Raw genomic sequence first — 25,484 nt, forward strand, 5'->3', positions numbered from 1 at the left:
TCGGCGGCGATGCCCGCCTGGTCGGCCGCGTCGGCCGCCTTCCGTGCCCCCGAGGAGGCGGCGTTGGCCTTGTCCGCGGCCTTCCGCGCCTCGTGGGCCCGGGCGGCGTCAGCCGGCGTCGAGGCGGCCGCGGACCTGGCCGCAGAGGCCGCACTGCCGGCCCGGCTGGCGGCATAGGCTGCCTGAGCGGCGGCGGTGGCGGCCACTCGTGCTGTGGCGTTCGCGGCCGCGGCCGCGGACACCGCCGTACGGGCGGACTGGGCCGCACGGTTCGCAGCGGCGGCTGCCCGGGACGCGGCTGCCGCCGCCTTGCCCGCCGACGACTTGGCCTCCTGGGCCTCCTTGGCCGCGACCAGGGCCGCTTCCTTGGCCGCCTTGGTGGCCTTCTCGGCCTTGGCCGCCTCCTCCTTGGCGGTTTCGGTCAGCTCTTTAGCCTGCTTCTGCGCCTTCTCGGCGAGTTCGGCGAGCTGGCTGACCGAGAGCGTTTCCTGATCACGCGCGGCCGCGATCGCCCAGCCGTGGTCCAGGAACTCCTGGATGTCCTCAGCCGTGCCGTCGAGGGCCTGTCCGGCAAGCTTCTTCACGTTCGGCCCGCCCGATGCGAGCAGCTGGGCCACCCGGACCCGGTTGTCGTCGTTGCGTGCCGCGTACTGGCCGTCCTGGAGGAACGCGGTCCAGTCGTCGGCGGTGCCGTCCAGCGCCTTGCTGCCCGCTTCCTTCACACCCGGGCCGCCGAAGGCCATCGCCTGCGCCACGCGGACGCGCAGATCGTCGTCGTGGGCGGGGCCGAAGGAGCTCTCCAGGAAAGCCTGGAGTTCCTCGACGCCGCCGCTCAGGGCGGCGTTGGCCGCCTCACGCACCGCCGGGCCGCCGATCGCCATGACCTGGGCGACCTGCACTCGCAGGTCCTCTTCCCAGATGACCGGCAAGTCCTCGGCCATGAAAGTCTGGATGTCCTCGGAAGACCCGAGCAGAGCTGCCTCTGCGGCCTTCCGTACACCCGGACCGCCGTACTTCCAGGCTTCGAGAACGTCCGTTCTCTCGAATGGTGGTTCGCCGTCGTCGGCCGCGGCAGGACGCAGGTCGGCGCCCAAAACCACTGCCAGGGCCAACAGCGTCGCCACGAAGCCGCGCCATACCGGCGCGGCTCCCCATCTGACACTCAACGCGTCGCTCCTCATCCCTGCATGACCAATTCAGCGGGGGACTCTGATGACGTCCGCATCGACGACCGGGAGCAAGGCGTGGGCGGTGGTTGCGGCGAACTGGGCGAGTCCGAGAGGTCATCGCGTTCCAGGGGGTTGCCGCCGCGCGGTCTCAGGCATCTGCCCGTGGACGGCCTGCCGCGCTTCCCCTTGTGCGCGTCCCTCGCTCTTCCCCCGGCCGGGAGGTCACCCCAGCACCTTCTAATCTTTACCTACGATTTACGACCTTCACAGTAGATTCATGGCCACCTTTGGCCACTGCTTTGACTGATTTCGATCGGTGCCCCTCTGTGCACTCCGCCGAACATCTCCGGAAGCTCCTGCGCGAGCTGGACGACCCCGACCCCGAACACCGGGAGATGCCCCGGGATTACGACGTTCCGGCCGCCCGGCAGCGTTTTCGGCGGTTCGCCGACGCCTTGGAGGGGCGTTTCGGGTCGTCCGTGTCGGCCGGCATGGGGCAGGACTCGAGCTTCCTCGGTGCCGTCTCGGTCCCTGCTGAGGCCATGGGGACGGGCGAGCCCCTGTGGGTGCTGATAAGTAACTTCGGTCCCTTCGTCACCGCCGGAACGGGAAGGCGATGGGGTCTGCCCGGCTGTGAGGAAGGCCTGGACAACGAGTTCGTGACCTGGCTCGACGAGCTGTGTACGGAACTCGGCTGCGTCTACGTGCCCATCGAACTGCTCATGGAGCCGTACGACGGACCGACTCACCTGGGAGACGACGAGGCCGGCGAGGCGATTCTGGCGGCACTGGCGACCGCGTCCGCGGACGAGGAGGAAGACGAGCTTCCGCCAGCCTGGTACGACCGGTACTTCCAGTACATGTGAGGCATGGTCCGGCCACGGTCAGGGCGCGGTGTCCTCCACCAGCACCCGCGCCATCGTGCGTTCGGCGAGGGCCGTGATGGTCACGAAGGGGTTGACCCCGATCGAGCCGGGCACCAGGGAGCCGTCGGTGACGTACAGCCTGGCGTAGCCCTTCACCCGCCCGTAGTCGTCCGTGGCCCGGCCCAGTACGCAGCCGCCCAGCGGGTGGTAGGTGAAGTCGTCGGCGAAGACCTTGCTCGGCGAGCCGAACAGGTCGTACCGGTAGATCGTGGAGTTGGCCCTGTTGATCCGGTCGAACAGTTTCTTCGCCATGCCCACCGACACGGCACTCTGCGCGGCGCTCCACCCGAGCCGCACGGCACCGCTCGCCGCGTCGTACGTGAAGGACGCCCGCTCGGGGTTCTTGGTGATCGCCAGGTAGAGGCTGACCCAGTGCTCGAGCCCCACGGGCAGGGGCGCGATCTCGGCGAAGACGGGGTTGTCGGCGTTGGCCCAGTCGTCGATGCCCATGACCGGCATGGTCGACTGGTTCGCACCGACCGTGTCCCACAGGTGGTTGGCCCGGCCCAGCATCACGTTGCCGTTGGTGCCCCAGCCCGTGCCGACGGCGGCGTCCAGGGCAGGGAGCGTGCCCGACTCCCGGGCCCGCACGAGGAGTTCGGTGGTGCCGATGCTTCCGCCGCCGAGGAAGAGGTACCTGCAGCCGTACTCCTTGGTCCCGACGACGGCGCCGGTGTCGTCGATCCGCTGGGCGGTCAGTACGTACGTCCCGTCGGGCGTCCTCCTGATCGACGTGACCCGCTCCATGGTGTGGAGGGTGACGTTCCCGGTGCCCAGCGCGGAGGCGAGGTAGGTCTTGTCGAGGCTGCGCTTGCCGTGGTTGTTGCCGTAGATGACCTCGCCCGCCAGAGCCGACCTGGTCGCCGTGCCGGCCGCCTCGCGCTCCATGTGGCCGAAGTCGTAGACGTTCGGCACGAAGGTGGTCCTCAGTCCGGCCTTGTCCGCGTGAGCGCGGGAGACCCGGGTGAAGCGGTACCACTCGGTGGACTCGAACCACGCGGGGTCGACGGTGTTGACTCCCAGCATCGAGCGGGCCCGCGGGAAGTAGGTGCGGTACATCTCCGCGGTGTCCACGGTGGGGAACTGCTCGGCGAAGTAGGACCGGAGCGGGGTCACCGCCATGCCGCCGTTGACCAGGGACCCGCCGCCGACGCCCCGGCCGACGTACACGGACATGTGGTCGTAGTGCACCCGGTCCAGGACGCCCGGGTAGGCGCCGATGTCCCGGTTGACCAGGTCGAGCCAGAGGAACGTGGCGAGCGGGGCCTCGGTGCGGGTGCGGAACCACATGGAGCGCCGGTCGGGGGCGCTGGTGGAGCAGAAGACCTCGCCGTCGGGGCCGGGGGTGTCCCAGAGGCGGCCCATCTCGAGGACGAGCGTGCGGATGCCGGCCTGGCCGAGGCGGAGGGCCGCCACGGCACCGCCGTAGCCCGAACCGACGACGACGGCGGGCGCGTTGTCCACGGTGGCCGGTTCGGCTGCCGTGGCGGACTGGAGGCCGATGCGGGTGAGCCCCGCCGCCGCTGCCGCCTGGAGGGCGGCCATGCCGAGGATTTGACGTCTCGTCAGCTGACGCTGCATCAGTTTTACTGTCATGCGCGCAGCATGTGCGGATTTCTCCGTTCCGCCTAGAGTGCGCGGACCCCACTCACAGCAAAGTTTTCAACTTGTCCGCCAGCAGGTCCCAGCGCCACTTCTCCTCCACCCACTCGCGCCCCCGCTCCCCCATCCTGCGCCGCAGTTCGGCGTCCGAGAGGAGTGCGACGATGCGGTCGGCCGCTTCCGCCGGGGAGCCGCCCCGCACCACCCAGCCGGTCTCCCCGTCCAGGACGGCGTCCGGTGCTCCTCCCGAGTCACCGGCCACGACCGGCAGCCCGGTCGCCGAGGCCTCCAGATAGACGATGCCGAGGCCCTCGACGTCGAGGCCGCCCCGGCGGGTGCGGCAGGGCATGGCGAAGACGTCGCCGGCGCCGTAGTGGGCGGGCAGCTCGGCCCAGGGCACCGCGCCGGTGAAGCGGACGGAGGCGGCGACGCCCGTCTCGTTGGCCAGCCGCCGCAGGTCCCGCTCGTACGGCCCGCCGCCGACGACCAGCAGCACCGCGTCCGGCTCGGCGGCCAGGACGCGGGGCATGGCCCGGATCAGGGTGTCCTGCCCCTTGCGCCGCACCAGCCGGGAGACGCACACCACCACCGGCCGGTCCGTCAGCCCCAGCCGGGCCCGGACCTCGTCGCCGCCCGAGGCGGGATGGAACGTCTTCTCGTCGACACCCGGCGGCAGCTGCACCATGCGCGAGGCCGCCTCCGGCGTCAGCGCGGCCGCGATCCGCGAGCGGGTGTACTCGCCCAGGTAGGTGATGGTGTCCGTGGACTCGCCGATGCGGCGCAGCAGCTGCCGGGCCGCGGGCAGCTGGGCCCAGCCGGCCTCGTGCCCGTGCGTGGTGGCCACCAGCCGCTCGGCGCCCGCTGTGCGCAGCGCCGGCGCCATCAGGCCGAGCGGCGCCGCCGCCCCGAACCACACCGACGTGCACCCGTGCTCCCGCAGCAGCCCGACGGCCCGCCGGGTGACGCCCGGCGTGGGCAGCAGCATGGTCGTACGGTCCCGTACGACGGTGAAGGGCTGCTCGGCGTCGAAGGCGGCGGTCGCCAGGGCGCCCTCCCGGCCCCGCTTCCAGGTGGAGGCGTAGACGACCACGCGTCGCGGGTCCAGCCGCAGCGCCATGTTGTGCAGGAAGGCCTGGATGCCACCCGGCCGGGGCGGGAAGTCGTTCGTCACGATCAGGGTCTTGCGCACGCCGCCGACCCTACCGAACAGCCCTTCTGGGCCGTTCGCCCCGGCACCTGTGGCAGGCTCACAGCTGGCGGGGACATCATGACCCCCTGGAGACGGCGGACAGACAGGCGGGGATCAGGTGAGGGCGACGGGCGCGAGGCGGTCCCCGGCATGGCTGCCGGTGACGTGGTGCCTCACCAGGCTGGTGCTGCTGCTGTTCGTGCTGAAGGTGTACGTCTTCCCGGGCCCGGACGTGACGAGCGACGTGTCCGTGATCTACCAGGGCTGGTACGACGTCCTGCGGACCGGAACGTTTCCCCGGGGCGACGTCACCTGGCAGTACCCGCCCGCCGCCGCGCTGGCGATCCTCTCCCCCGGTCTGCTGCCCTTGCTGGACTACGCGACGGCGTTCTACGCCCTGGTCTGCGTCACCGACCTGACGGTGCTGGCGCTGCTGACGTACGCGGGCCGGCGCCCCGGCCGGTCGCTGCGCGGCGCCTGGGTGTGGGTGGCGGGCGTACCGCTGATCGGGCCGACGGTGTACGCGCGCTACGACGTGATGGTGACGGCCGTGGCGGTGGCCGCGCTGCTCGCGGGCGCCCGGCACCCCAGGGCGATGGGAGCCCTGGCCGCGTTCGGGGCGCTGCTGAAGGTCTGGCCGGTCATGCTTCTGCTCGCCGCCCGCCGACGCGCCGTCTGGGGGTCGGCGCTGGCGACCGGCATCGCGGTCGCGGGCGCGCTGGTCCTGGCCATGCCGGGCGGCTTCGCCTTCCTCACCGCCCAGCGCGACCGGGGCACCGAGGTGGAGTCGCTGGGCGCGCTGGTCTTCCATGTCGCCCGGCACTTCGGCTGGGAGGGGACGGTGCTGCTGAACTACGGCTCGATCGAGTTCCTCGGGCCGTACGTGAGCGCGGTGAGCACGGCCGCGCTCTTCCTGACGGGGGCGGCCTTCGCCTGGCTGGTGCTGTGGCGGCTGCTGGCCCGGCGGTTCGAGGAGCACACGGTCGCCGACGCGGCCTTCGTCGCGGTGCTGATGTTCACCACGACGAGCCGGGTGATCAGCCCCCAGTACATGGTGTGGCTGGTCGGTCTGGCGGCGGTGTGCCTGTACTTCCCGGCGAGCCGCATGCGAACCCCGGTCGTCCTGGTCCTGGCCGCCTGCCTCGTGACGGTCCTGGAGTTCCCGCTCTACTTCGCCAACGTGGTGGCCAGCGACGGTCTCGGCCTCACTCTCCTGTTCCTCCGCAACGGCCTCCTGGTCGCCGCCACCCTCCTCGCGGCCCGCGCCCTGTGGCGCGCGACGATCCCGCGCACGCTGCCCGCGCCGGTGCCCGCTCAGCCCGCCCGCGCCGACGAGACACCGGTCACCTCCTGAACCGGGGCATCACGCCGGAACAGCACACCCGCCAGCCCGCACTGCACCGCCGCCGCGAGCGCCAGCGCGAGGCACACGCCGGGCAGTCCCAGGCCGGTCAGGCCGTACGCGAGCGTCAGCTGGACCACTGTCCCGAGCACGGTCACCCGCAGCAGCACCGAGGCGCCGCCGCTTCCCTCGAAGACCCCGCCGAGGGCGATGAGGCCGCCCATGAGCACCAGGTAGGGCCCGGCGCAGCGCAGGAACAGCACGCCCTCACGCGCGACGGCGGGCTCGGCACCGCAGGCGGCCATGATCCACGGGGCGGTCAGAGACAGCAGCACGGCCGCGACGAGGCCGATCACCCCGCAGACGAGCACCGCCTGCCGCCCGATCGCCCGCCGCGCGTCCCGCCCGGCCCCACGCGTGTGCGCGGTGTGGATGGACGCGGCCTGACGGACGGCGTAGAAGGCCATGGTCGCCACGTACATGACCTTGTACGCGATCGAGTAGGCGGCCACGGCGCTCACCCCGAGCCGCGCCACGACGGCGACCAGGATCAGCGCTCCCGTCTGCCGCACGGTGAAGTCCGCGGACATGGGCAGGCCGGTGGTCAGTGTCCGGCGCAGCGACCGGGCCGCGCACTCGCCCGGCGCCGTTCCGCGAGCTCCCCGCAGCAGTGCGTTGCGCCGGACCGCGAGGAGCCCGGCCCCCAGGGCCGCGCACCGGGCCAGCACCGTGGCGGCGGCGGCGCCCTGGACGCCGTAGAGGTGGATGAAGAGCGGATCCAGGACCAGGATCAGGCCGTTGGCCAGGAGCGCGAGCCGCATCGGTGTTCCGGTGTCGCCGGTTCCCTTGAGGAGGCCGTCGACGAGTTGCTGGGCGAAGAAGACGGTCATGCCCGGCATGGAGACGGTGAAGTAGGCGACGGCGAGCGGGACGGCGGTTCCGTCCGCTCCGCCCAGCACCAGCCGGGCCAGTGGTTCGCGTCCCAGCAGGCCGCCCGCCACGACCACCGGCGTCACCAGCGCCCACAGTGCCCACCCACCGCGCACCGCGTTCCGGACGGCCGCCTGGTCACGGGCACCCCTGGCGTGTGCGACCAGCACGGTCGTGCCGGAGCCGAAGACCAGGGCGATACCGAGCAGCACGTTCTCCGTGTTCGTCGCCACGGCCACGGCGGCCACCGCCGGGCCGCCGAGCCGGGCCACCCAGACGGTGTTGATGATCCCGGCGGCGACCGAGGCGAGGAGCGAGAAGTAGACGGGGCGGGCGAGCAGGAGGAGCTGTTTGCGATGGGCGTCCACGATGACTCTCCTCCTGGGGGCCTGGCTGCCCTCTGACCGAGCTACGAGCTACCTCGATTCGAGATAGCTCGGTTAGAGGTAGCATGGGGTGGCCGGCGCCCGCAAGGAGGAAGGATGCTGGAGCTGTCGATCCTGGGGTTCCTGGCCGAGGAGCCCTTGCACGGTTATGAGCTGAAGGAGAGGATCAAGGCGCTGACCGGCCACGTCCGGCCGGTGAGCGACGGCGCGCTCTACCCGGCGATCACGCGCCTGGTGACTGCGGGCCTGCTCGACCAGCGCACCGAGCCGGGCACGAGCGCGGCCCAGCGGAGGATGCTCGCCCTCACCGACCGGGGCCACGAGGAGCTGCGGGAGCGGCTGCGCCGCCCGAAGCAGACGGAGATCACCGACCACGTCCGGTTCAACACGGTGCTGGCGTTTCTGCGGCACCTGCCCGACCGGCAGGAACAGGCGGCGGTACTGCGTCGCCGGCTGGACTTCCTCGAGACCCCGGCGAGCTTCTTCTACGAGGCCGGCAAGCCGGTCCGCGCCGAGGAGGCGGACGACCCGTTCCGCCAGGGCATGCTGCGGGTCGCCCGGGCCACGGGCGAGGCAGAACGAGCCTGGCTACGGGAGACCATCGCACTGCTCGAGCGGCCGGGCTGACTCCGGCCGCCCGGCCCGGTCAGCCGAACTGCTCCCGCAGATACTCCCGCCACAGCCCCGTGAACTCCTCCCGCGTCGTCCCGAGCACCTCGCGCATCGCCTCCTCCACGGCCCCGGTCCGCTTCCGGTGCTCCCCGACCGCGCGGTAGAAGTCGCCCAGCCGGGCCTCGCCCCAGCGGTCGGCGATCAGCAGGCAGGCCGTCCAGCCGCTCTCGTAAGCGCGGGCCAGGCGGCTCCCGTCGCCGGTGAAGCCGAAGTCCTCGTCGTCCGGGAGGCCGGCCGGGACCCGCCCCCGGGTCACGGCGCGGGCCAGCTCGGGGGCGACCTCGCTGGGGGTGCGGCCGGTGGCCCGGTAGCCGACCCAGTCGGCGTATCCCTCGGACAGCCACAGGGGGGTGGCGGCGGTGGTGTCCCGGCGAGTGGCCACGTGCGTCGTCTCGTGGGTGAGAACCACCTGTTCGCCCGGGCCGCCGAGGAGGGCGAACGCGTCCGGGTTGACGATGACGCGGTCCGCCGGTGCCCGCGCGCCCGTCTCGCCGGTGGTGACCGCCGCGATCCCCCGGTACGAGGAGGCGGGCGAACCGAGCAGCCCGGCCATCCCCTCCAGCGACTTGGGCACGAGGACGACGACCTGCCGGCCCCAGTCCGTGCCCCACGCCTGCGACACGGCGGGCACCGCACGGTCGGCCAGGGCGGCGAAGTCCCGCAGCGACCTGCCGGACTGCCCGACGCCGAGAACGAGACTGTGTTCGCCCCGGACGACCTGCACCACGCCCTGGTCCCACAGTTGCTGCGCGGACTTCTTCGCGGGCCGCTCGGCGTCGACGGACCACTGCCCGTCGGCGTCACGGCTCACTCGCAGGGTCCGGCCGGCGGTCACCGGAGCCCGGTCGTGACCGGCGAGGCGGTAGCGCAGTTCGGCGTCGGCGGTGGCCGTGCCGCCGGTGCGGTGCAGTCCGGTCACGCGGTACGACCAGTCGGCCAGGGGCACATGGCGCAACCGGGCGAGATCCGGCGCCGTACCGGTCCGCGCGTAGGCCCGCTCGTCGTGGTCGAGGACGGCGGCGGCCCGGCGGTCGAGGAGCCGCTGGACGTCGGCGGCGGCGGGATCCACCCCGGGCCGGCCGCCGCATCCCGTCAGGACGACGAGCAGCAGTACAAGCGCCACCACCGGGGATCCAGACCTTCGACCAGCCACCTGCCCGATCGTACGGGCGCCGGACCGCGCCGGTCAGACCCTGGTGACCGACGAGACGGGCATCATCCCGACCGGGTCGTAGCGCACGGGCGCGCCGGGGTAGGGCGCGTGGATGACCTGGCCGTCGCCCATGTACATCCCGACGTGGCTCGCGTCGCCCCGGTAGATGACCAGGTCCCCGGGGCGCGCCTCGGACAGCGGCACCTGCCTCCCGGCGTACCGCTGGGCCTGCGAGGTGCGCGGCAGAGCCACCCCGGCCTGCGCGTACGACCACTGCATCAGGCCCGAGCAGTCGAAGCCGGAGGGGCCGTTGGCGCCCCAGACGTAGGGCCTGCCGAGCGCGGCACGGGCGGCGGCGACGGCGGCGGCACCACGCCCCGTGGCGGCGGTGGCGGCCCCGGGCCAGGGCATGCCGTCACGGCCGGAGCGGGAGGCACGGTCGTAGGCGGCGCGCTCGGACGCCGGCAGGGAGTTGAGCAGCCGCCGGGCCGCGGACAGCTTCCGCTCGACGGTCTTCTTGTGGGAACGGACCGCCTTGCGGCTCTTCTCCAGGTCGCGCAGCTTCCCGGCGGCCTCCTCGCGGTCGTGGGCGAGTTCGCGCAGGGCCTCCTGCAGCTCCCGCAGCGCGCCGGCCTGATGGGCGGTGAGCCGCTCCAGCCGGGAGGCCCTGTCGAGGTACTCCTCGGGATCGTCGGAGAACAGCAGGGCGAGGGACGGGTCGAGGCCGCCCGACCGGTACTGGGCGCCGGCCAGCGAACCGAGCGACTCCCGCATGGAGTTGACGCGCTGCTGCTGCCGGGCGACCCTGTCCCGGGCGGCGCCCGCCTCGGCGCGCAGCGCGTCGGCGCGCTCGTCGGCCTTGTTGTAGGCCTCGGTGGCCTTCTCGGCCTGCTCGTAGAGGCGGTCCACCTCGGCCCGGGTGTCGTCGTACGGAACGGCGGCGGCCGGCACCGCGGCCAGGGCGGTGGCCGCGACGGACAGGATGCTGACCGCGGCGCCGGCGCCCCGGTCGAGCCCGGACGGTGCAAGGCGGCGATGGGACCCCACGGGAAGCCGCTCTCCTTCCGCTGGCGGATGAGGAAACGCGGCAGACAGTAGCCCCGTGACAGGGGGCCGCCAACGACCATCCGTGGGCAGGCGGCACGACGCCCCGCCGCTGACGCAGGTCACTGGCGGGGCGCGGGCTCAGCCGAGGCTTTCGGGATTCCCCCGATCGGCGGACACGGTGTCCTGATCTTGGGGGCTTGGTCAGACGCGGACGCCGAACATGAACGGGCCGCCGATGGTGTCCATCGACTCGTAGCGGACGACGGTGCCGGTGCGCGGGGCGTGGATGATCTGCCCGTTGCCGGCGTAGAGGCCCACGTGGTGCAGGTCGTTGAAGAAGAAGACCAGGTCTCCGACCTTGAGCTGGCTGACCGAGTAGATCTTGGTGCCGGCCCCGGTCTGGGCCTCGGAGGTGCGCGGGATCTGCACACCGGCCGCGGCGTACGCGCGGGAGGTGAGGCCGGAGCAGTCGTAGGAGCTCATGCCGGTGGCGCCGTAGACGTAGGGCTTGCCGAGCTGGCTCTGCGCGAAGGCGAAGGCGGCGGCGGCCCGGCCGGAGCCCGGCGGGACGTTGCCGGTGAGGGCGTCGCGCGCGCTGTCGCGGCTGGCGCGCTCCTCCTCGGCCTTCATCTGGGCCTTCTCGGCGGCGGTGAGGGTGTTGAGCAGCTTCTGCGCGGCGGCGAGCTTGCCCTGGACTTCCTTCTTCTTCTTGCCGAGTTCAGTGCGGGTGGAGGCGAGGTCCCTGAGCTTCTCGGAGGCCTCGGCACGGTCCTGGGCGAGTTCGCGCTGCTTCTCCTGGACCTTCTTCAGCGCCTCGACCTGCTGGCTGCTCAACTGGTCGAGAGTGGAGGCCTTGTCGAGGTAGCTGTCCGGGTCCGAGGAGAGGAAGAGCTGGACGGACGGGTCGATGGAGCCGGTGCGGTACTGCGACGCGGCCGCGAGGCCCAGGCTGTCGCGCAGCTCGTTGAGCTCCTCCTGGCCGCGGGCGACGTTGTCCTGGATGGTGGAGATCTCCTTCTGGAGCTTCTCCTGCTTCTCCTTGGCCCCGTTGTACTTCTCGGTGGCGTGCTCCGCCTCCTCGTAGAGCTTGTCGACCTTGGCCTTGACCTCGTCCTTGCTCGGCTTCTCGCTGGGCGCGGCGTTGGCGGCTTGCGAGCTGAAGGCGACGGCAGCGGCGGCGGCGGTGGTCAACACGGTCACACGTGCGCGGCTCGGCTGCTTGGGACGACGGTGGGACGCCACGGGTGACAAGCTCCTTCGGGGCCCTCCGCCGTCGCTCCCAGTGAGCGATCACCCGAGCGGAGGTTCGCGGCCTGACCCTAGTGACCTTCCTGTGATCAGTTCAAATCCTCAGATGAAAAATCACATCACGGTAGGCGAACTTTTCCCCTGGACTCACAGCCAGTGAGACACACTTGACCCAACGTGGCACACGAGTCTCATCAAGTCGGGCATCACGCCCGGACGTTACGTCTCGCCCGTACGGTCCCTAGGCGCGCGAAAGCCGCTTCAGGAGCGTCGCCGAGGCGACGGGGCGGGCGCCCGCGCGAGCCACGCCGTCGGCGACCTCGCGGTCGGTCGAGGCCACGATGACCGGCCTGCCGGGCGGTTCGGCGCGCACCAGTTGGCGGATCAGCTCGTCGGCGGTGACGCCCGCCTTCGAGAACAGCACACGGACCCCGCGGGGCGGCGCGAGCAGCACGGGCGCGGCCAGTTCGGCCCCGTCGAAGACGCACGTCACCTCGGCTCCGCTCTGCGCCGCCAGCTGCGAGAGCTGCCCCAGCAGCCTCAGACGCTGCTTCTCCAGTGGCATTTGCGGATAACCCGTTTTGGTGACGTTGTAACCGTCGACGACGAGGTGCGCCTGCGGCAGCGCCAGCAGCTGGTCGAGGACCTGAGGGTCGTTCTCGGAGAGCGCGCGGGCGGCGATGTCCTTCGGGCTCATGCGGCCCGGCTCGACGGCGTCCACGGTCTCGGCGGGCCGCACCGACACCGGCGGCAGCGCCAGTTCGCGCCTGAGGCCCTGAGTCGCGTCGAGCAGGGTGTCCAGCAGCAGCCGTACCCTCATGTCCTCGACGCTGCGGCCCTCGCGGGCGGCCCGCCGGGCGGCCTCCAGGGCGGCTTCCGCCTCTCCCAGCCGGGCCTTGAGCCGCCGGGTCTCACTCTCGGCGGCGGACACCTGGGCGTGCCCCTCGGCACGGGCGGCCTCGATCTCGCCGTGCGCCTTGCGCAGGGCGGCCTCGCCGCGCTTGACGTCGCTCAAGGCGGCGCGGAGCTTGCGTTGCAGCGACTCGGCTTCCCTCCTTGCCGCATCCAGCTCCGTACGCAGCCGCTCCGTCTCGGCCCTGGTGTGCTCACGGGCGCGCTCGAGCTCGGCGCGCAGCCGGTCCAGCTCGGCCCGGCTCTCCTCGTCGGCACGCTCGGCGTCGGCCCGCTGGGCCTCCTCACCGGCGGCGGTCACCAGCTTCACCCAGCCGAGGGGCCGCAGTACATAGGCCGCGGCCGCCACGTCGAGCGGGTCCGCGGCCGGGGGCGGGGAGCCTGAGTCGAGGGCGCCGGTCAGTTCCGGCTGGGCCTCTCTGAGCTTCTCCCCGATGCGCTGCCGGAACAGCGGGTCGGTCTCCAGCGCCGCGGCCATGGCGTTGCCGGCGAACTTGGCCCGCCGGTTCGGGGCGAACCGGGCGTACTGCCTCAGCTGCGCGGGCAGCTCGCCGACCGTGAGGGAGCCGAAGCCGTCGGAGACGATCTGCACGACTCTGCGGCGCACGCCGTCGGGCAGCGGACGGTCGAGCACCTCAGCGGCGCCGTCGCCCGGCCCCCCGCCTGTGGTCTCCACCATCCGTCACACCCCAAACGCCTGTGCGGGGCCCGCTCCCGTCAGGAGCCGGCGCCCGGCCTGTCCACGAGTTCCACCTGGTCCACCGCGTTGCACCAGCGGCAGCGCACCGACTCGATGGTCTCACTGAGCACCTCGCGCTCCTCGACCTTGGGCTCTCCGGCCAGATCCAGGTGGACGTACTCGACGACCTTCGACGAGCGGGTCACGTCGAACCGCGTGAGGTTGCCGCAGAGGGTGCAGCGCCACCGCGTCTCGGCGGTCGGCAGGGGAACCGTCATCGTGACCTGTTCTCTTTCCTTCTAGTGTCCGTGACGCCACCGGCTTCCCCGGTGCGTGTGGTCCGTAACCCTACGGCCTGGCGGGTCCTCGTGGCCCACGCGTCCACGGCGGCGAGGCGGTCTGCGCTGTTGCGTCCGGTTACGTCATGCTCTGTGTTCGTGATCAGAAAGTGGAGTGCGTCGATCGTCCGGGGCGGCGGATCGGCCAGGAGGTCGTCGGCGCCGGTGACGTACTCACTGATCGCCCTGTGCTGCGTGGTCTTCCTGGCCGGCCCCGCCTCGGGCCTCAATCCGGCGTACGGCACGGGCGACGGCCTGCTCGCCGCGCAGCGGGCCTATTTCCGGCACTGGGGCGTGATCCCCGCAGATCTGTTCGAGGGCTCCGCCGGGGCGGCCCTGACCCCCGCGACAGCGCTCTTCGTCCACGGCAGCTGGGTGCACCTGCTCGGCAACATGCTCTTCCTCTACGTCTTCGGGGCGATGACCGAGGAGCGGATGGGCCGGGTGCGGTTCACCCTGTTCTACGTCGGTTGCGGCTACCTGGCCCTGCTGGGCTACGCCGTCGCCAACGCGGACTCCGGGCAGTCCCTGGTCGGGGCGTCGGGGGCGATCTCGGCGGTCCTCGGCGCATTCCTGTACCTGTTCCCGCGGGCCCGGGTGACCAGTCTCCTGCCGTTCCTCTTCTTCCTGCCGGTGCGCTTCCCGGCGTGGGTGGTGCTGCCGTTCTGGGCCGCGCTGCAGTGGCTGGCGGCGGGGCGGGCCTCGGACGGGCCGGGGGTGGCCTACCTCGCCCACCTGATCGGATTCGCTCTGGGCTTCGGCTACGCGACGGTCCGCCACGGCCGCCCCACCAGCCCTACTAGAGTGAAGGCCGCCCCTGCCCCGCCCGCCGAGGGAGAGAACCAGCCGTGATCACCGCGATCGTGCTCATCAAGACCAGCGTGGACCGGATCCCCGAGATCGCGGAGTCCATCGCGGCGCTGGACAGCGTCAGCGAGGTCTTCTCCGTCACCGGCACCTACGACCTCATCGCGATGGTCCGGGTGCGGCAGCACGAGGACCTGGCGGAGGTCATCCCCGGCCGGATCAGCAAGATCCCCGGCGTGCAGGGCACCGACACGCACGTCGCGTTCCGCACGTACTCGCAGCACGACCTGGAGGCGGCCTTCTCGATCGGGCTGGACAACTAGCGCCGGGGCAGGCGACGTTCGCCCCGGCACCAGCCAGGTCCGTGCCGGTTCACGCCGAGGTGTCCGGCACGCAACGCCCGTCCTGCGTGCGGTAGTTCCACCGGGCGCCGTCCCGCACGAGCTCCTTCACCGCGGAGACGAAACGGTCGACGTGCTCGTCGGGGGTCCCCGCTCCGAAACTGACGCGGATGGCGTTGAGCGACGTCTCGCCCGGCGCGGCCTCGGGCGCCCCGCACTCGCCCTGCGTCTGCGGGTCGCTGCCGAGCAGCGTGCGCACCAGCGGGTGGGCGCAGAAGAGGCCGTCCCGCACCCCGATGCCGTACTCGGCGGACAGGGCGGCCGCGAAGTGCGAGCTGTTCCAGCCCTCGACGACGAAGGAGAGCACACCGACGCGCGGCGCGTCGTCCCCGAACAGGGACAGGAACCGCACCTGGGGGACGTCCGCGAGGCCGTCGCGCACCTTGCGGACGAGGTACTGCTCGCGGGCGACGAGGGTGTCGAAACCGGCCTCGGTCAGCGCCTTGCAGGCCGAGGCGACGGCGTAGGCGCCGATGACGTTGGGCGAGCCGGCCTCGTGGCGGGCGGCGCTGTCGTGCCACTCCACGTCCACTCCCCCGTCGGCGCGCCGGGTGACCTTGCGGCTGGCGCCGCCACCGGCGAGGTACGGCTCCGCCTGACGCAGCCAGGCGCCCCGCCCGGCCAGGACGCCGCATCCGAAGGGGGCGTACAGCTTGTGGCCGGAGAAGGCGACCCAGTCGACGTCGAGGTCCTGGACGGACACCGGGTGGTGCGGGGCCAGCTGGGCGGCGTCGAGGACGATCCGGGCGCCATGGGCATGGGCGGCCGCCGCGAGCTCCCGGACGGGCCACAGCTCACCGGTGACGTTCGAGGCGCCGGTGACGCAGACGAGGGCCGGGCCGTGCACGTGCCGGCCGGCCAGAGCGCGCTCCAGGGTCTCGACGGCCTGGCGGGGGCTGCTCGGGGCGTCGAGGTAGGTGACCTGGGCGTTCCGCCAGGGCAGCAGGGAGGCGTGGTGCTCGGTCTCGAAGACGAAGACCTGGCAGCCGGCGGGAAGCGCGGCGGCGAGGAGGTTCAGGGAGTCGGTGGTGGAGCGCGTGAACACCACTTGGTCGCCGTCCCGGCAGCCGAGGAACTCGGCGACGGTGCGGCGGGCGTTCTCGAACAGGTCGGTCGACAGCTGGGACAGGTAGCCGGCGCCGCGGTGGACGCTGCCGTAGTACGGCGCGTAGGCGGCGACGTCGTCCCAGACCCGCTGGAGAGCCGGAGCGCTGGCGGCGTAGTCGAGCGCTGCGTAGGTGACCTCGCCACCGGTGACGAGCGGCACGGTGACATCCCGTCCCAGAACGGGCAGCGGGGCACAAACGGACTGGTCGGCGGCAAGGGTGGAGACGGACATGGCTGAACTCCCGTGAAAGCAGGTGGAATCCGACCGCGAGCCGGTACGGCTGTACGCGTACGGCTACCAGCGGCGGTGAAGGGGAAAGGGCATGCGGAGGCGGGGCTCTGCGGCCCTATCGCATTCGCTGAATCACGGGGAACTCCTCGTCACGCGCTTGCCACAGACCTCGCTGCCTGCGGCCCGGTCTTCACCCGGGGCACCCCGCCACGGACGGAGGGTTGCCGGACAGTCGGCCGGGGCCTCATGACTGTCACTCATGACCTGGACAGGAACGTACGGGAATGATCGAGGTCCCGCAACCCGCGTCCGGATTGCGGGACACCCCGCGCCAGGGGTCCGTCGTTCGGACCACGCGGCCGATGCGCGTGCCATGCCCCGCGTCTGCGGCGTGACCCAAACGACAAGGCCTAGCTGTTGCTCGCGGTCACCCACCGCTCCAGGGTCCGCTTGGCGGCTCCGGAGTCGATGGATTCGGCCGCCTTGGCCATACCGGCGCGGATCTGCTCGGTCAGCGTCCCCGGGCCCGGCTCCAGGGCAACCAGCGCCGCCGCCGAATTCAGCAGCACGGCGTCACGGACCGGGCCGGTCTCACCGTCGAGCAGGCGGCGGGCGACCTCCGCGTTGTAGGAGGCGTCCGCGCCGCGCAGGGCTTCCACGGGGACCAGTTCGATGCCCACGTCGCGCGGGTCGAAGGCCTCCTCGGTGACCTTGCCGTCGCGCACGATCCACACCCGGGACGTGGCGGTGGTGGTCAGTTCGTCCAGCCCGTCGTCGCCGCGGAACACCAGCGACGAGTGCCCGCGGTCGGCGAAGACGCCCGCGACGATCGGCGCCATACGCGGGTCCGCGACCCCGACGGCCTGGGCCCGCACCTTCGCGGGGTTGGTCAGCGGACCGAGGACGTTGAAGATCGTCCGGATGCCCAACTGGCCACGGGCCGCGCCCGCGTGGCGCATCGCGGGGTGGAACTTCGCCGCGAAGCAGAAGGTGATGCCGGCCTCCTCGGCGACCCCGGCCACCCGGTGCGTGGGCAGCTCCAGGTTGACGCCGAGCTTCTCCAGGACGTCCGACGCCCCGGACGCCGACGACGCGGCGCGGTTTCCGTGCTTGACGACCTTCGCGCCGGTGCCGGCGATGACGATCGCCGACATGGTGGAGATGTTGACGGTCTTCGCCCCGTCGCCGCCGGTGCCGACGATGTCGACGGCCGGGCCCGGCACCTCGATGACGTTCGCGTGCTCGTACATGGCCCGGACGAATCCGGCGATCTCCTCGACGGTCTCGCCCTTGGCGCGCAGCGCCACCACGAACCCGGCGATCTGCGCGTCCGTCGCCTCGCCGCGCATGATGAGGTCCATCGCCCACGCGGTGTCGTCGGCGGTCAGGTCCCGGCGGTCCAGCAGGCCGTTCAGCAGGGCGGGCCAGGTGCGGCCCGCCGCGGTGTCGCCTCCAGCGGGGGTCACAGCGCTCATAAGCCGCTCCTGGGTCGTCGTACGCCACGTAAAAGCTGTGGTCTCACCCTATCCAGCCCGGGACACCACGAAGGGCCCCGTCCGAACACCGGACGGGGCCCCTGCGTGGCGTGGCGAAGCAGTGATCAGTGGTGGCCGTGGCCGCTCGTGATCTCCCGGTACTCCTCGGCGGTCGGCTTCGGGATCTGGGCACCCTCGCCGTAGTAGGCGTCGCTGAGCTTGGCGCGCAGCTTCTCGGAGCCCTTCACCTTGCGCTCGACACCGTTCTCGTCGACCGTCGGGCCGATCTCGACCGGCTCGTACTGGTGGTGCGCGGTGAGCGTGTACATCTGCTCCTGGCTGAGCGGCTCGTGCACCTCGATGAACTCACCGTGCGGCAGGCGCTTGATGATGCCCGACTCGCGGCCGTGCAGCACCTTCTCCTTGTCCCGGCGCTGCAGGCCGAGGCAGATGCGCTTGGTGATGACGAACGCGATGACCGGTCCGGCGAAGAACCCGATCCGGACGAACCAGGTGACCGCGTTGATCGAGAGGTGGAAGTGCGTGGCGACGATGTCGTTGCCACCACCGATCAGCATGATGATGTAGCCGGTGACCCAGGCCACACCGAAGGCGGTGCGGGTCGGGGCGTTGCGCGGCCGGTCCAGGATGTGGTGCTCGCGCTTGTCCCCGGTGACCCACGACTCGATGAACGGGTAGAGGGCGATGATCGCGAGGAACAGCCCGAAGAGCACCAGCGGGATGAACACGCCCAGAACCAGCGTGTGACCCCAGAAGTTGATCTCCCAGCCCGGCATGGCGCGGACGAGACCCTCGGCGAAGCCCATGTACCAGTCGGGCTGGGCACCGGTCGACACCTGGTCGGGACGGTAGGGGCCCAGGACCCAGATCGGGTTGACGGTCGCGATGCCGGCGATGGCCGCGATGACACCGAAGACCAGGAAGAAGAAGCCTCCGGCCTTGGCCATGTAGACCGGCAGCAGCGGCATGCCGACGACGTTCTTGTTGGTCCGGCCGGGACCCGCGAACTGCGTGTGCTTGTGGTAGAAGACCAGGATCAGGTGGCCGACCACGAGCCCGAGCATGATGCCCGGCAGCAGCAGGATGTGGATCGAGTAGAACCGGGCGACGAAGTCGGTACCCGGGAACTCCCCGCCGAACAGGAACATCGAGATGTACGTGCCGACGATCGGCACGGACAGGATCGCGCCCTGGGTGAAGCGGACACCGGTGCCGGAGAGCAGGTCGTCCGGGAGCGAGTAGCCGGTGAAGCCGGTGAACATGCCCAGGACGAACAGCAGGAAGCCGAACAGCCAGTTGATCTCGCGCGGCTTGCGGAACGCGCCGGTGAAGAAGACGCGCATCATGTGCACGAACATGCCGGCGAGGAAGATGATCGCCGCCCAGTGGTGGATCTGCCGGATGAGCAGACCGCCACGGACGTCGAAGCTGATGTCCAGGGTGGAGGCGAACGCCTCCGACATCAGCTGCCCCTGGAGCGGGATGTAACTGCCGTGGTACTCCACCTCGTTCATCGACGGGTGGAAGAACAGCGTCAGGTACACACCCGTGAGGATGATGATGATGAAGCTGTAGAGGCAGATCTCACCCAGCATGAAGGACCAGTGGTCCGGGAAGATCTTGCGCATGTTGGCCTTGGCCAGGGAGTAGATCCCGAGGCGGCCGTCGGCCCAGTCGGCGACCCGCTCTCCGGCGGGCGCCTTGCGGCGTGTCTGTGCAGTGCTCATCCGCGCTCCCAGAAAGCAGGGCCGACGGGCTCTTCGAAGTCGCCGAGCGCCTCGAGGTAGCCCTCGTCGTTCACGCCGATGCGGAGCTGCGGCAGGGCGTGACCAGCGGGACCGAAGATCACTCGGGCACCGTCGGAGAGGTCGAAGGTGGACTGGTGGCAGGGGCAGAGCACGTGGTGCGTCTGCTGCTCGTACAGGGAGATCGGGCAACCGACGTGGGTGCAGATCTTCGAGTACGCGACGATGCCCTCGTGCGACCACTCGAGCTCGCGCTTGTCCTTGATGTCCTCCGGCTGGATCCGGACGATCATCAGGGCGGCCTTGGCGATCTCGTTCTGGAAGTCGTGGTCGTGCTCCTCCAGGCCCTGGGGCTTGGCGAAGGTCAGCGAACCCACGGCGACGTCGGACGGACGCAGCGGCTCGTCGGTGTTCATGTTGACGAGCAGCTTGCCCTTGGACCACAGCGTGTGGCGCAGCTTGTCCTCGGGCAGCGGGCCCAGGTCGCGCAGCAGCACGACACCGGAGAGCGGCACCAGCGTGAGGGCACCGAACATGGTGTTGCGGATCAGCTTGCGGCGGCCGAGCGCGGACTCCTTGGCGCCCTGCTTGAAGTCCGCGAAGACCTTCTCCCGGGTCTCGGGGTCGGCCTCGATCGGGTGCCGCTCGTCGGCGATCTCCACGTCCGACATCAGGGTGCGGGCCCAGTGGACGGCGCCCGCGCCGATGCAGAACAGCGCGATGCCGAGCGTGAGGCCCAGCGCGAAGTTCAGGGCACTGATGGTGCCGAGCGGGAAGATGTAGACCGACTTGTCGACCGGGATCGCCACGAACGAGGCGATGAAGGCGACCGTGGCCAGCATCGACACCGTGAACATCAGGGCGACCGCACGCTCGGACCGCTTGGCGGCCCGCTCGTCGACGTCCTGGATCCGGTGCTCGTGGGGAGGCAGGCCCGGGTCGGCGAACGGGTGCTTGTCGTCCGGGACGCCCACCGCACCGTGCTCGTCATGTCCTGCGGACTGCTGCTCGGCAGGCAGGTTCTCTTCTGGAATGTCTTGGCTACTCATGACTTCTTGGCCTTTGCGGTCCGGGCGGCGACCCACACGGCGACGGCGATCAGCCCGCCGAGACCGAAGATCCAGCCGAACAGACCCTCGCTGACCGGCCCGAGGCCGCCGAGCTCGAGACCGCCGGGGCTCTCGGACTTGCTGCTGTTGACCGCGTCCAGGTACGCGATGATGTCCTTCTTGTTCTCCTCCGACAGCGTGGTGTCGGGGAAGGACGGCATGTTCTGCGGGCCGGTCTGCATGGCCTCGTAGATGTGCTTCGGGCTGACACCCTCGAGGTCCGGCGCGTACTTGCCGTGCGTGAGCGCACCGCCCTTGCCGGTGAAGTTGTGGCACTGCGCGCAGTTGGTGCGGAACAGCTCACCGCCCTCGGCGATGTCGGCGCCCGCGGGGCCGTACTGCTCCTTGGTCGGGATGGCCGGACCGGCACCCAGCGAGGCGATGTAGGCCGCGAGCTGGTCGATCTCGGCCTGGCTGTAGATGTTCTTCTTCTTCGGGACCTGCGGGCCCTGGGAGGTGGCGGCCGGCATCCGGCCGGTGCCCACCTGGAAGTCGACGGACGCGGCGCCCACACCCACCAGGCTCGGCCCGTCGGAGGTGCCCTGACCGCCGGTGCCGTGGCAACTGGCGCAGCCGACGGCGTAGAGCTTCTTGCCCTCCTCGATGGTGAGGGACTGGGCGGTTTCGTCGGCCTCGGCCTTGCTCGTGGGTGCGAACACGGCGTACAGCCCCCCGCTGAAGAGCAGCGCGAGGAGTAGGACGACGACCGCCGCCAACGGGTGGCGTCGTCGTGCGGAGAGCTTTTTCACGGATTACCCCGGTGTCAGGATCTTCTGCGTCGATGCTTCTGGGATGCGTGCCTCGTCGGGCGCGCGTGCGGGCCCGGCTACTTGATCATGTAGATCGTGGCGAAGAGGCCGATCCAGACGACATCGACGAAGTGCCAGTAGTAGGACACGACGATCGCGGCCGTCGCCTGCTCATGGGTGAACCGGCTGGCCGCGTAGGTCCGGCCGAGGACCAGCAGGAAGGCGATGAGTCCGCCCGTCACGTGCAGGCCGTGGAAGCCGGTGGTCAGGTAGAACACCGAGCCGTACGGATCGGAGGACAGGGACAGACCCGCGTCCTTGACCAGCTCCGTGTACTCGAAGACCTGACCGCCGATGAAGACGGCACCCATCACGAACGTGACGACGAACCACATCCGCAGCTTCTTCACGTCACCGCGCTCGGCGGCGAAGACGCCGAGCTGGCAGGTGAGCGAGGAGAGCACCAGGATGGTGGTGTTCGTCGCCGAGAACGGGAAGTTGAGATGGGCAGCCATCTCCTTCCAGTGATCGGGACCCGTCACCGATCGCAGGGTGAAGTACATCGCGAAGAGGGCCGCGAAGAACATCAGCTCGGAACTCAACCAGATGATGGTTCCGACGCTGGTGAGGTTCGGCCGGTTGACCGACGGGTGCGCGTGCCCGGTTTCTACTGTCGTTGCTGTCGCCACGACCGACATTATGTCGGTCGCTTATCCCGCCCTCACTCCCGGGGGTGCCGTTCGGAGTGTCTGACCCGGTCGTACCGGTGTTGACGTGGTGTTCAAGGGAGTAGCATCCGCCCCACGGGCCTGTCCTTACGACGCTGACGTCACGGAGGAACAATGCAGCCGACCGCCACGGTGCTGGTCTACAGCGACGACTCCAACACCCGCGAGCAGGTGCGGCTCGCCACCGGCCGTCGGCCGGCTCCGGACGTTCCGGTGGTGGAGTTCGTGGAGTGCGCGACTCCTGGCGCGGTGCTGAAGGAACTGGACCGGGGAGGGATCGACGTCTGCGTGCTGGACGGCGAGGCCGTGCCGATGGGGGGCATGGGGGTCTGCCGGCAGATCAAGGACGAGATCTTCAACTGTCCTCCCGTGCTGTTGCTGATCGGGCGGCCGCAGGACGCGTGGCTGGCGACGTGGAGCCGGGCTGAGTCGGCGGTGACGTTGCCGGTGGAGCCGGTGGAGTTCGCGGCGGCCCTGGCTTCGCTGTTGCGGGAGAGGGCCGCTTTGAACGCCTAGGGGCCGGGAGCTGGCTGTTGTGTGGCGGCTGCGGGCCATCCGTGGCCTGTCGCGCGGTGTCCCGCGCCCCTGGGTGGCGCTGCTGCTGAGGGCGTCTAGACGCTCTGGGGCCTCAGGCGGGCCCTGTCCGCCGGGGTGGGGCCGTCGGGGGTGCCGCCGATCAGGGCGCTGCCGGTGCGCCACTTCGCCCAGTCGAGGTTCCAGTCGCCGAAGCCGTTGCCGAAGGGGGCCATCGATTCGCCTCCGGAGTTGATGACCTTGACGATGTCTCCCTCGCGGACGGTGTCGTAGAACCAGGCGGCGTTCTCGGTGCTCATGCCGGTGCAGCCGTGGCTGACGTTGGCGGCGCCCTGGGAGCCGACCGACCAGGGGGCGGCGTGGACGTACTCGCCGCTGTTGGTGACCCGCACGGAGTGGTGGACGATCAGGTCGTAGAAGTCCGAGGCGCCGATGCTGGCGCTGGTCATGCGGACGGTGCCCTCCTTGGCCAGGACGACCTTGACGCCGTTGCGGGTGTCGTAGCCGGGCCTGCCGGTGGTCACGGGGATCTGGCGGACGACCTCGTCGTTCTTGTAGACCGTCATCTGGTGTGCGGCGGCGTCCGTGACGGCGACCAGCTTGTCGCCGGTGGTGATGGTCAGCGGCTTGGCCTTGCCGCCCCACATGCGGTCGCCGATCTTGATGCCGTCCAGGTTGCTGCGGACCTGGATGGTGGCGTGTGCGGGCCAGTACTCCTTCGGCCGGTAGTGGAGCTTGGTGTCGTCCACCCAGTGCCAGGCACCGTCCGTGGCGGGCGTGGAGGAGACCTTGAGGGCGCGTTCGACGACGGCCCGCTGGGCCCTGACCTTGACGGGCTGGCTCAGCTCGGCCGTCACGGGCTGGCCGACTCCGTACGTGCCCGCCTTGGGGCCGAAGGTGACGTCCAGGCGCTTCTTGGTGGTCGGCTTGCCCGTGTCGAAGGTCAGGACCTTGCGGCCGGGCGCCCCGTCCTCGTCCTCGGTGCTCACCCGGACGGTGTAGCTGGCGTTGGCGGCCAGGGGTGACGTGCTGTACCAGCGGCCGCCGTCGGCGGCGAGTTCACCGGCCACGTAGCGCCCGGTGACGTCATAGGCCGTGACGTCGGTGATGCGCCCGTCGGAGTCCTCGGCGACCACTTCCAGGGGCTTGTCCGGGTCGGCCTTCTCACGGCCCCCCGAGGGGGCGTTGACGGATACCTGGCCCGCCGCGTCGTAGGGGCGGTGGGAGAGAGGGTTGCCGTCGGAGCCGCAGGCGGTGAGGCCCGCGCAGAGGGCTGTCACCAGCAGCGTGCAGCTGACTGCGGTGCGGGGGCGGGAGATCACTATGTGGCTCATGACCTCACGCTAGGAAGCCTGGTCAACTGCGGCACGCCGAATGACTCGAACGAGTGACACGCTTTGCGGCAAAGGCAGGGGCCCGGACCCCCCTCTCGGAGTGTCCGGGCCCCTGGAGCGCTCGGCGCCTGTTACTGGGTGCGGTTCTCACCGCGGTAGTACTCGAAGACCCAGCCCCAGATGCCGATCAGGATGATCGGCAGCGAGAAGTACATCAGCCACCAGCCGATGGCGACCGCCAGGAAGGCGAGGGCGCCGCCGATGGCCAGGGAGAGCGGCTGCCAGCTGTGCGGGCTGAAGAACCCGACCTCACCGGCGTCGTCCGCGACGTCCGCCTCCTTGTCGTCCTGTGCGCCGACGTCCACCCGCTTGGCCGTGAAGCCGAGGTAGAAGCCGATCATGATGCACAGGCCGAAGGCCAGGAAGAGGGCCGTGGTGCCGGCCGGCTCCTGCGACCACACGCCATAGACGACCGCCATGGCGAGCACGAAGAGGCTCAGCCACATGAACATCATGCCCTGGATCTTCACTTGCCGGCCTCCTTGCCGCCAGCGAGGGCCTTGTCGTCGTGGCCCACGTTCTCGAGCTGGTCGAGAGCGGCGATCTCCGGGTGGTGCAGGTCGAACGCCGGGGATTCACTGCGGATCCGCGGCATGGTGATGAAGTTGTGCCGCGGCGGCGGGCACGAGGTGGCCCACTCCAGGGAGCGGCCGTAGCCCCACGGGTCGTCGACGCCGACCGGCTTGCCGTACTTGGCCGTCTTCCACACGTTGTAGAAGAACGGCAGGATCGACATGCCGAGCAGGAACGAGCTGATCGTCGAGATCGTGTTCAGCGCGGTGAAGCCGTCGGCCGCCAGGTAGTCGGCGTAGCGACGGGGCATGCCTTCGGCACCCAGCCAGTGCTGGACCAGGAAGGTGCCGTGGAAGCCGATGAACAGCGTCCAGAAGGTGATCTTCCCGAGGCGCTCGTCCAGGAGCTTGCCGGTGAACTTCGGCCACCAGAAGTGGAAGCCGGAGAACATCGCGAAGACGACGGTGCCGAAGACGACGTAGTGGAAGTGCGCCACCACGAAGTACGAGTCGGAGACGTGGAAGTCCATCGGCGGCGAGGCCAGGATGACACCGGTCAGACCACCGAAGGTGAAGGTGATCAGGAAGCCGGTCGCCCAGAGCATCGGCGTCTCGAAGGACAGCGAGCCCTTCCACATCGTTCCGATCCAGTTGAAGAACTTCACACCGGTGGGTACGGCGATGAGGAACGTCATGAAGGAGAAGAACGGCAGCAGCACACCGCCGGTGACGTACATGTGGTGCGCCCACACCGTCACGGACAGGCCCGCGATCGCGATCGTCGCGCCGATCAGGCCGAAGTAACCGAACATCGGCTTACGGGAGAAGACCGGGATGACCTCGGAGATGATGCCGAAGAACGGCAGGGCGATGATGTACACCTCTGGATGGCCGAAGAACCAGAAGAGGTGCTGCCACAGCAGCGCGCCGCCGTTGGCGGAGTCGAAGATGTGGGCGCCGAACTTGCGGTCCGCCTCCAGGGCGAACAGGGCCGCGGCCAGGACCGGGAAGGCGAGCAGGACCAGCACACCGGTCAGCAGCACGTTCCAGGTGAAGATCGGCATGCGGAACATCGTC

Annotated in this window: 24 protein-coding genes and 1 riboswitch; of the genes, 6 read left to right on the plus strand and 18 right to left on the minus strand. The window is 70.5% G+C overall.

The features are described 5' to 3' along the window. The coding region (locus tag IE212_RS34060) for an ALF repeat-containing protein (protein ID WP_373301480.1) at positions 1-1,124 on the minus strand (1,124 nt) is incomplete at its 3' end. Positions 1,125-1,495: 371 nt separating this feature from the next. Here IE212_RS34060 and IE212_RS34065 point away from each other — a divergent pair. After that, positions 1,496-2,035, plus strand: a complete 540-nt coding sequence (locus tag IE212_RS34065; RefSeq protein ID WP_190201863.1) for a hypothetical protein — start codon at positions 1,496-1,498, stop codon at positions 2,033-2,035. An 18-nt stretch (positions 2,036-2,053) separates the two neighbouring features. Here the strand turns inward: IE212_RS34065 and IE212_RS34070 are convergent, their stop codons facing one another. Next, positions 2,054-3,691 (minus strand): GMC family oxidoreductase, encoded by a 1,638-nt coding sequence (locus IE212_RS34070; protein WP_506005142.1) that lies wholly within the window; start codon positions 3,689-3,691, stop codon positions 2,054-2,056. A 52-nt stretch (positions 3,692-3,743) separates the two neighbouring features. Further along, entirely contained in the window at positions 3,744-4,886 is a 1,143-nt protein-coding gene (locus tag IE212_RS34075; RefSeq protein WP_190201864.1) for a glycosyltransferase family 4 protein, read from the minus strand. Positions 4,887-5,004: 118 nt separating this feature from the next. On the opposite strand from IE212_RS34075, the gene IE212_RS34080 reads away from it, so the two are divergent. Beyond that, a complete protein-coding gene (locus tag IE212_RS34080) occupies positions 5,005-6,240 on the plus strand; it encodes a glycosyltransferase 87 family protein (protein WP_190201865.1) in 1,236 nt (411 codons plus the stop codon). Here the strand turns inward: IE212_RS34080 and IE212_RS34085 are convergent. Next, positions 6,201-7,526, minus strand: coding sequence for an MATE family efflux transporter (locus IE212_RS34085; protein WP_190201866.1), 1,326 nt, complete (start codon positions 7,524-7,526; stop codon positions 6,201-6,203). The genes IE212_RS34080 and IE212_RS34085 overlap by 40 nt on opposite strands. A 114-nt stretch (positions 7,527-7,640) precedes the next feature. Between IE212_RS34085 and IE212_RS34090 the strand changes: the two genes are divergently transcribed. Then, on the plus strand, positions 7,641-8,171 hold the full coding sequence (locus IE212_RS34090) for a PadR family transcriptional regulator (protein ID WP_190201867.1): 531 nt from the start codon (positions 7,641-7,643) through the stop codon (positions 8,169-8,171). 19 nt (positions 8,172-8,190) lie between these two features. Here IE212_RS34090 and IE212_RS34095 read toward each other — a convergent pair whose 3' ends face one another. From IE212_RS34095 to IE212_RS34115, 5 genes are all read right to left on the minus strand, one after another. After that, positions 8,191-9,369, minus strand: coding sequence for a hypothetical protein (locus tag IE212_RS34095; protein WP_190201868.1), 1,179 nt, complete (start codon positions 9,367-9,369; stop codon positions 8,191-8,193). Between the two features lie 33 nt (positions 9,370-9,402). Next, a complete protein-coding gene (locus IE212_RS34100) occupies positions 9,403-10,416 on the minus strand; it encodes a C40 family peptidase (protein WP_190201869.1) in 1,014 nt (337 codons plus the stop codon). A 201-nt stretch (positions 10,417-10,617) separates the two neighbouring features. Further along, the gene (locus IE212_RS34105) at positions 10,618-11,658 is read right to left on the minus strand and encodes a C40 family peptidase (RefSeq protein WP_190201870.1); all 1,041 of its coding nucleotides are present in this window, start codon (positions 11,656-11,658) and stop codon (positions 10,618-10,620) included. A gap of 247 nt (positions 11,659-11,905) precedes the next feature. Beyond that, positions 11,906-13,255, minus strand: a complete 1,350-nt coding sequence (locus tag IE212_RS34110) for an NYN domain-containing protein (protein ID WP_190201871.1) — start codon at positions 13,253-13,255, stop codon at positions 11,906-11,908. A 38-nt stretch (positions 13,256-13,293) separates the two neighbouring features. Then, complete coding sequence (locus IE212_RS34115; RefSeq protein WP_003989675.1) at positions 13,294-13,533, minus strand: hypothetical protein; 240 nt, start codon at positions 13,531-13,533, stop codon at positions 13,294-13,296. Between the two features lie 159 nt (positions 13,534-13,692). Between IE212_RS34115 and IE212_RS34120 the strand changes: the two genes are divergently transcribed. Next, positions 13,693-14,445 carry a rhomboid family intramembrane serine protease gene (locus IE212_RS34120; protein WP_190201872.1) on the plus strand — a complete coding sequence of 251 codons (753 nt, stop codon included), beginning with the start codon at positions 13,693-13,695 and terminating at the stop codon, positions 14,443-14,445. Further along, positions 14,442-14,723 carry an Lrp/AsnC family transcriptional regulator gene (locus IE212_RS34125; RefSeq protein WP_190201873.1) on the plus strand — a complete coding sequence of 94 codons (282 nt, stop codon included), beginning with the start codon at positions 14,442-14,444 and terminating at the stop codon, positions 14,721-14,723. Before IE212_RS34120 ends, IE212_RS34125 begins: the two co-directional genes overlap by 4 nt. Before the next feature lie 49 nt (positions 14,724-14,772). On the opposite strand, the gene IE212_RS34130 is transcribed toward IE212_RS34125, so the two are convergent. The 6 genes from IE212_RS34130 to ctaE all read right to left on the minus strand — a co-directional run bounded on the left by IE212_RS34130 (position 14,773) and on the right by ctaE (position 21,937). Next, the gene (locus IE212_RS34130; RefSeq protein ID WP_190201874.1) at positions 14,773-16,140 is read right to left on the minus strand and encodes an aminotransferase class V-fold PLP-dependent enzyme; all 1,368 of its coding nucleotides are present in this window, start codon (positions 16,138-16,140) and stop codon (positions 14,773-14,775) included. A 148-nt stretch (positions 16,141-16,288) separates the two neighbouring features. Further along, positions 16,289-16,405, minus strand: a riboswitch (SAM riboswitch). Between the two features lie 145 nt (positions 16,406-16,550). Continuing rightward, a complete protein-coding gene (trpD, locus tag IE212_RS34135; protein WP_190201875.1) occupies positions 16,551-17,615 on the minus strand; it encodes an anthranilate phosphoribosyltransferase in 1,065 nt (354 codons plus the stop codon). A 125-nt stretch (positions 17,616-17,740) separates the two neighbouring features. Further along, on the minus strand, positions 17,741-19,363 hold the full coding sequence (gene qcrB, locus IE212_RS34140; protein ID WP_190201876.1) for a cytochrome bc1 complex cytochrome b subunit: 1,623 nt from the start codon (positions 19,361-19,363) through the stop codon (positions 17,741-17,743). Next, positions 19,360-20,430, minus strand: coding sequence for a cytochrome bc1 complex Rieske iron-sulfur subunit (gene qcrA, locus IE212_RS34145; protein ID WP_190201877.1), 1,071 nt, complete (start codon positions 20,428-20,430; stop codon positions 19,360-19,362). The genes qcrB and qcrA overlap by 4 nt, the downstream gene beginning before the upstream one ends. After that, positions 20,427-21,239 carry a cytochrome bc1 complex diheme cytochrome c subunit gene (gene qcrC / locus IE212_RS34150; protein WP_190201878.1) on the minus strand — a complete coding sequence of 271 codons (813 nt, stop codon included), beginning with the start codon at positions 21,237-21,239 and terminating at the stop codon, positions 20,427-20,429. Before qcrC ends, qcrA begins: the two co-directional genes overlap by 4 nt. Positions 21,240-21,316: 77 nt before the next feature. Next, entirely contained in the window at positions 21,317-21,937 is a 621-nt protein-coding gene (ctaE, locus tag IE212_RS34155) for an aa3-type cytochrome oxidase subunit III (protein ID WP_190201879.1), read from the minus strand. Between the two features lie 144 nt (positions 21,938-22,081). On the opposite strand from ctaE, the gene IE212_RS34160 reads away from it, so the two are divergent. Then, positions 22,082-22,483: a response regulator gene (locus tag IE212_RS34160; protein ID WP_190201880.1), complete on the plus strand. Its 402-nt coding sequence runs from the start codon at positions 22,082-22,084 to the stop codon at positions 22,481-22,483. Positions 22,484-22,578: 95 nt separating this feature from the next. On the opposite strand, the gene IE212_RS34165 is transcribed toward IE212_RS34160, so the two are convergent. The 3 genes from IE212_RS34165 to IE212_RS34175 all read right to left on the minus strand — a co-directional run. Beyond that, positions 22,579-23,835, minus strand: a complete 1,257-nt coding sequence (locus IE212_RS34165) for a L,D-transpeptidase (RefSeq protein WP_190201881.1) — start codon at positions 23,833-23,835, stop codon at positions 22,579-22,581. A 131-nt stretch (positions 23,836-23,966) separates the two neighbouring features. Next, entirely contained in the window at positions 23,967-24,365 is a 399-nt protein-coding gene (locus IE212_RS34170; RefSeq protein ID WP_190201882.1) for a cytochrome c oxidase subunit 4, read from the minus strand. Then, the coding region (locus IE212_RS34175; RefSeq protein ID WP_190201883.1) for a cytochrome c oxidase subunit I at positions 24,362-25,484 on the minus strand (1,123 nt) is incomplete at its 5' end. The genes IE212_RS34170 and IE212_RS34175, both read right to left, overlap by 4 nt.

Origin of the sequence: Streptomyces djakartensis, from assembly GCF_014651075.1 — a bacterium.
GTDB lineage: Bacteria > Actinomycetota > Actinomycetes > Streptomycetales > Streptomycetaceae > Streptomyces > Streptomyces djakartensis.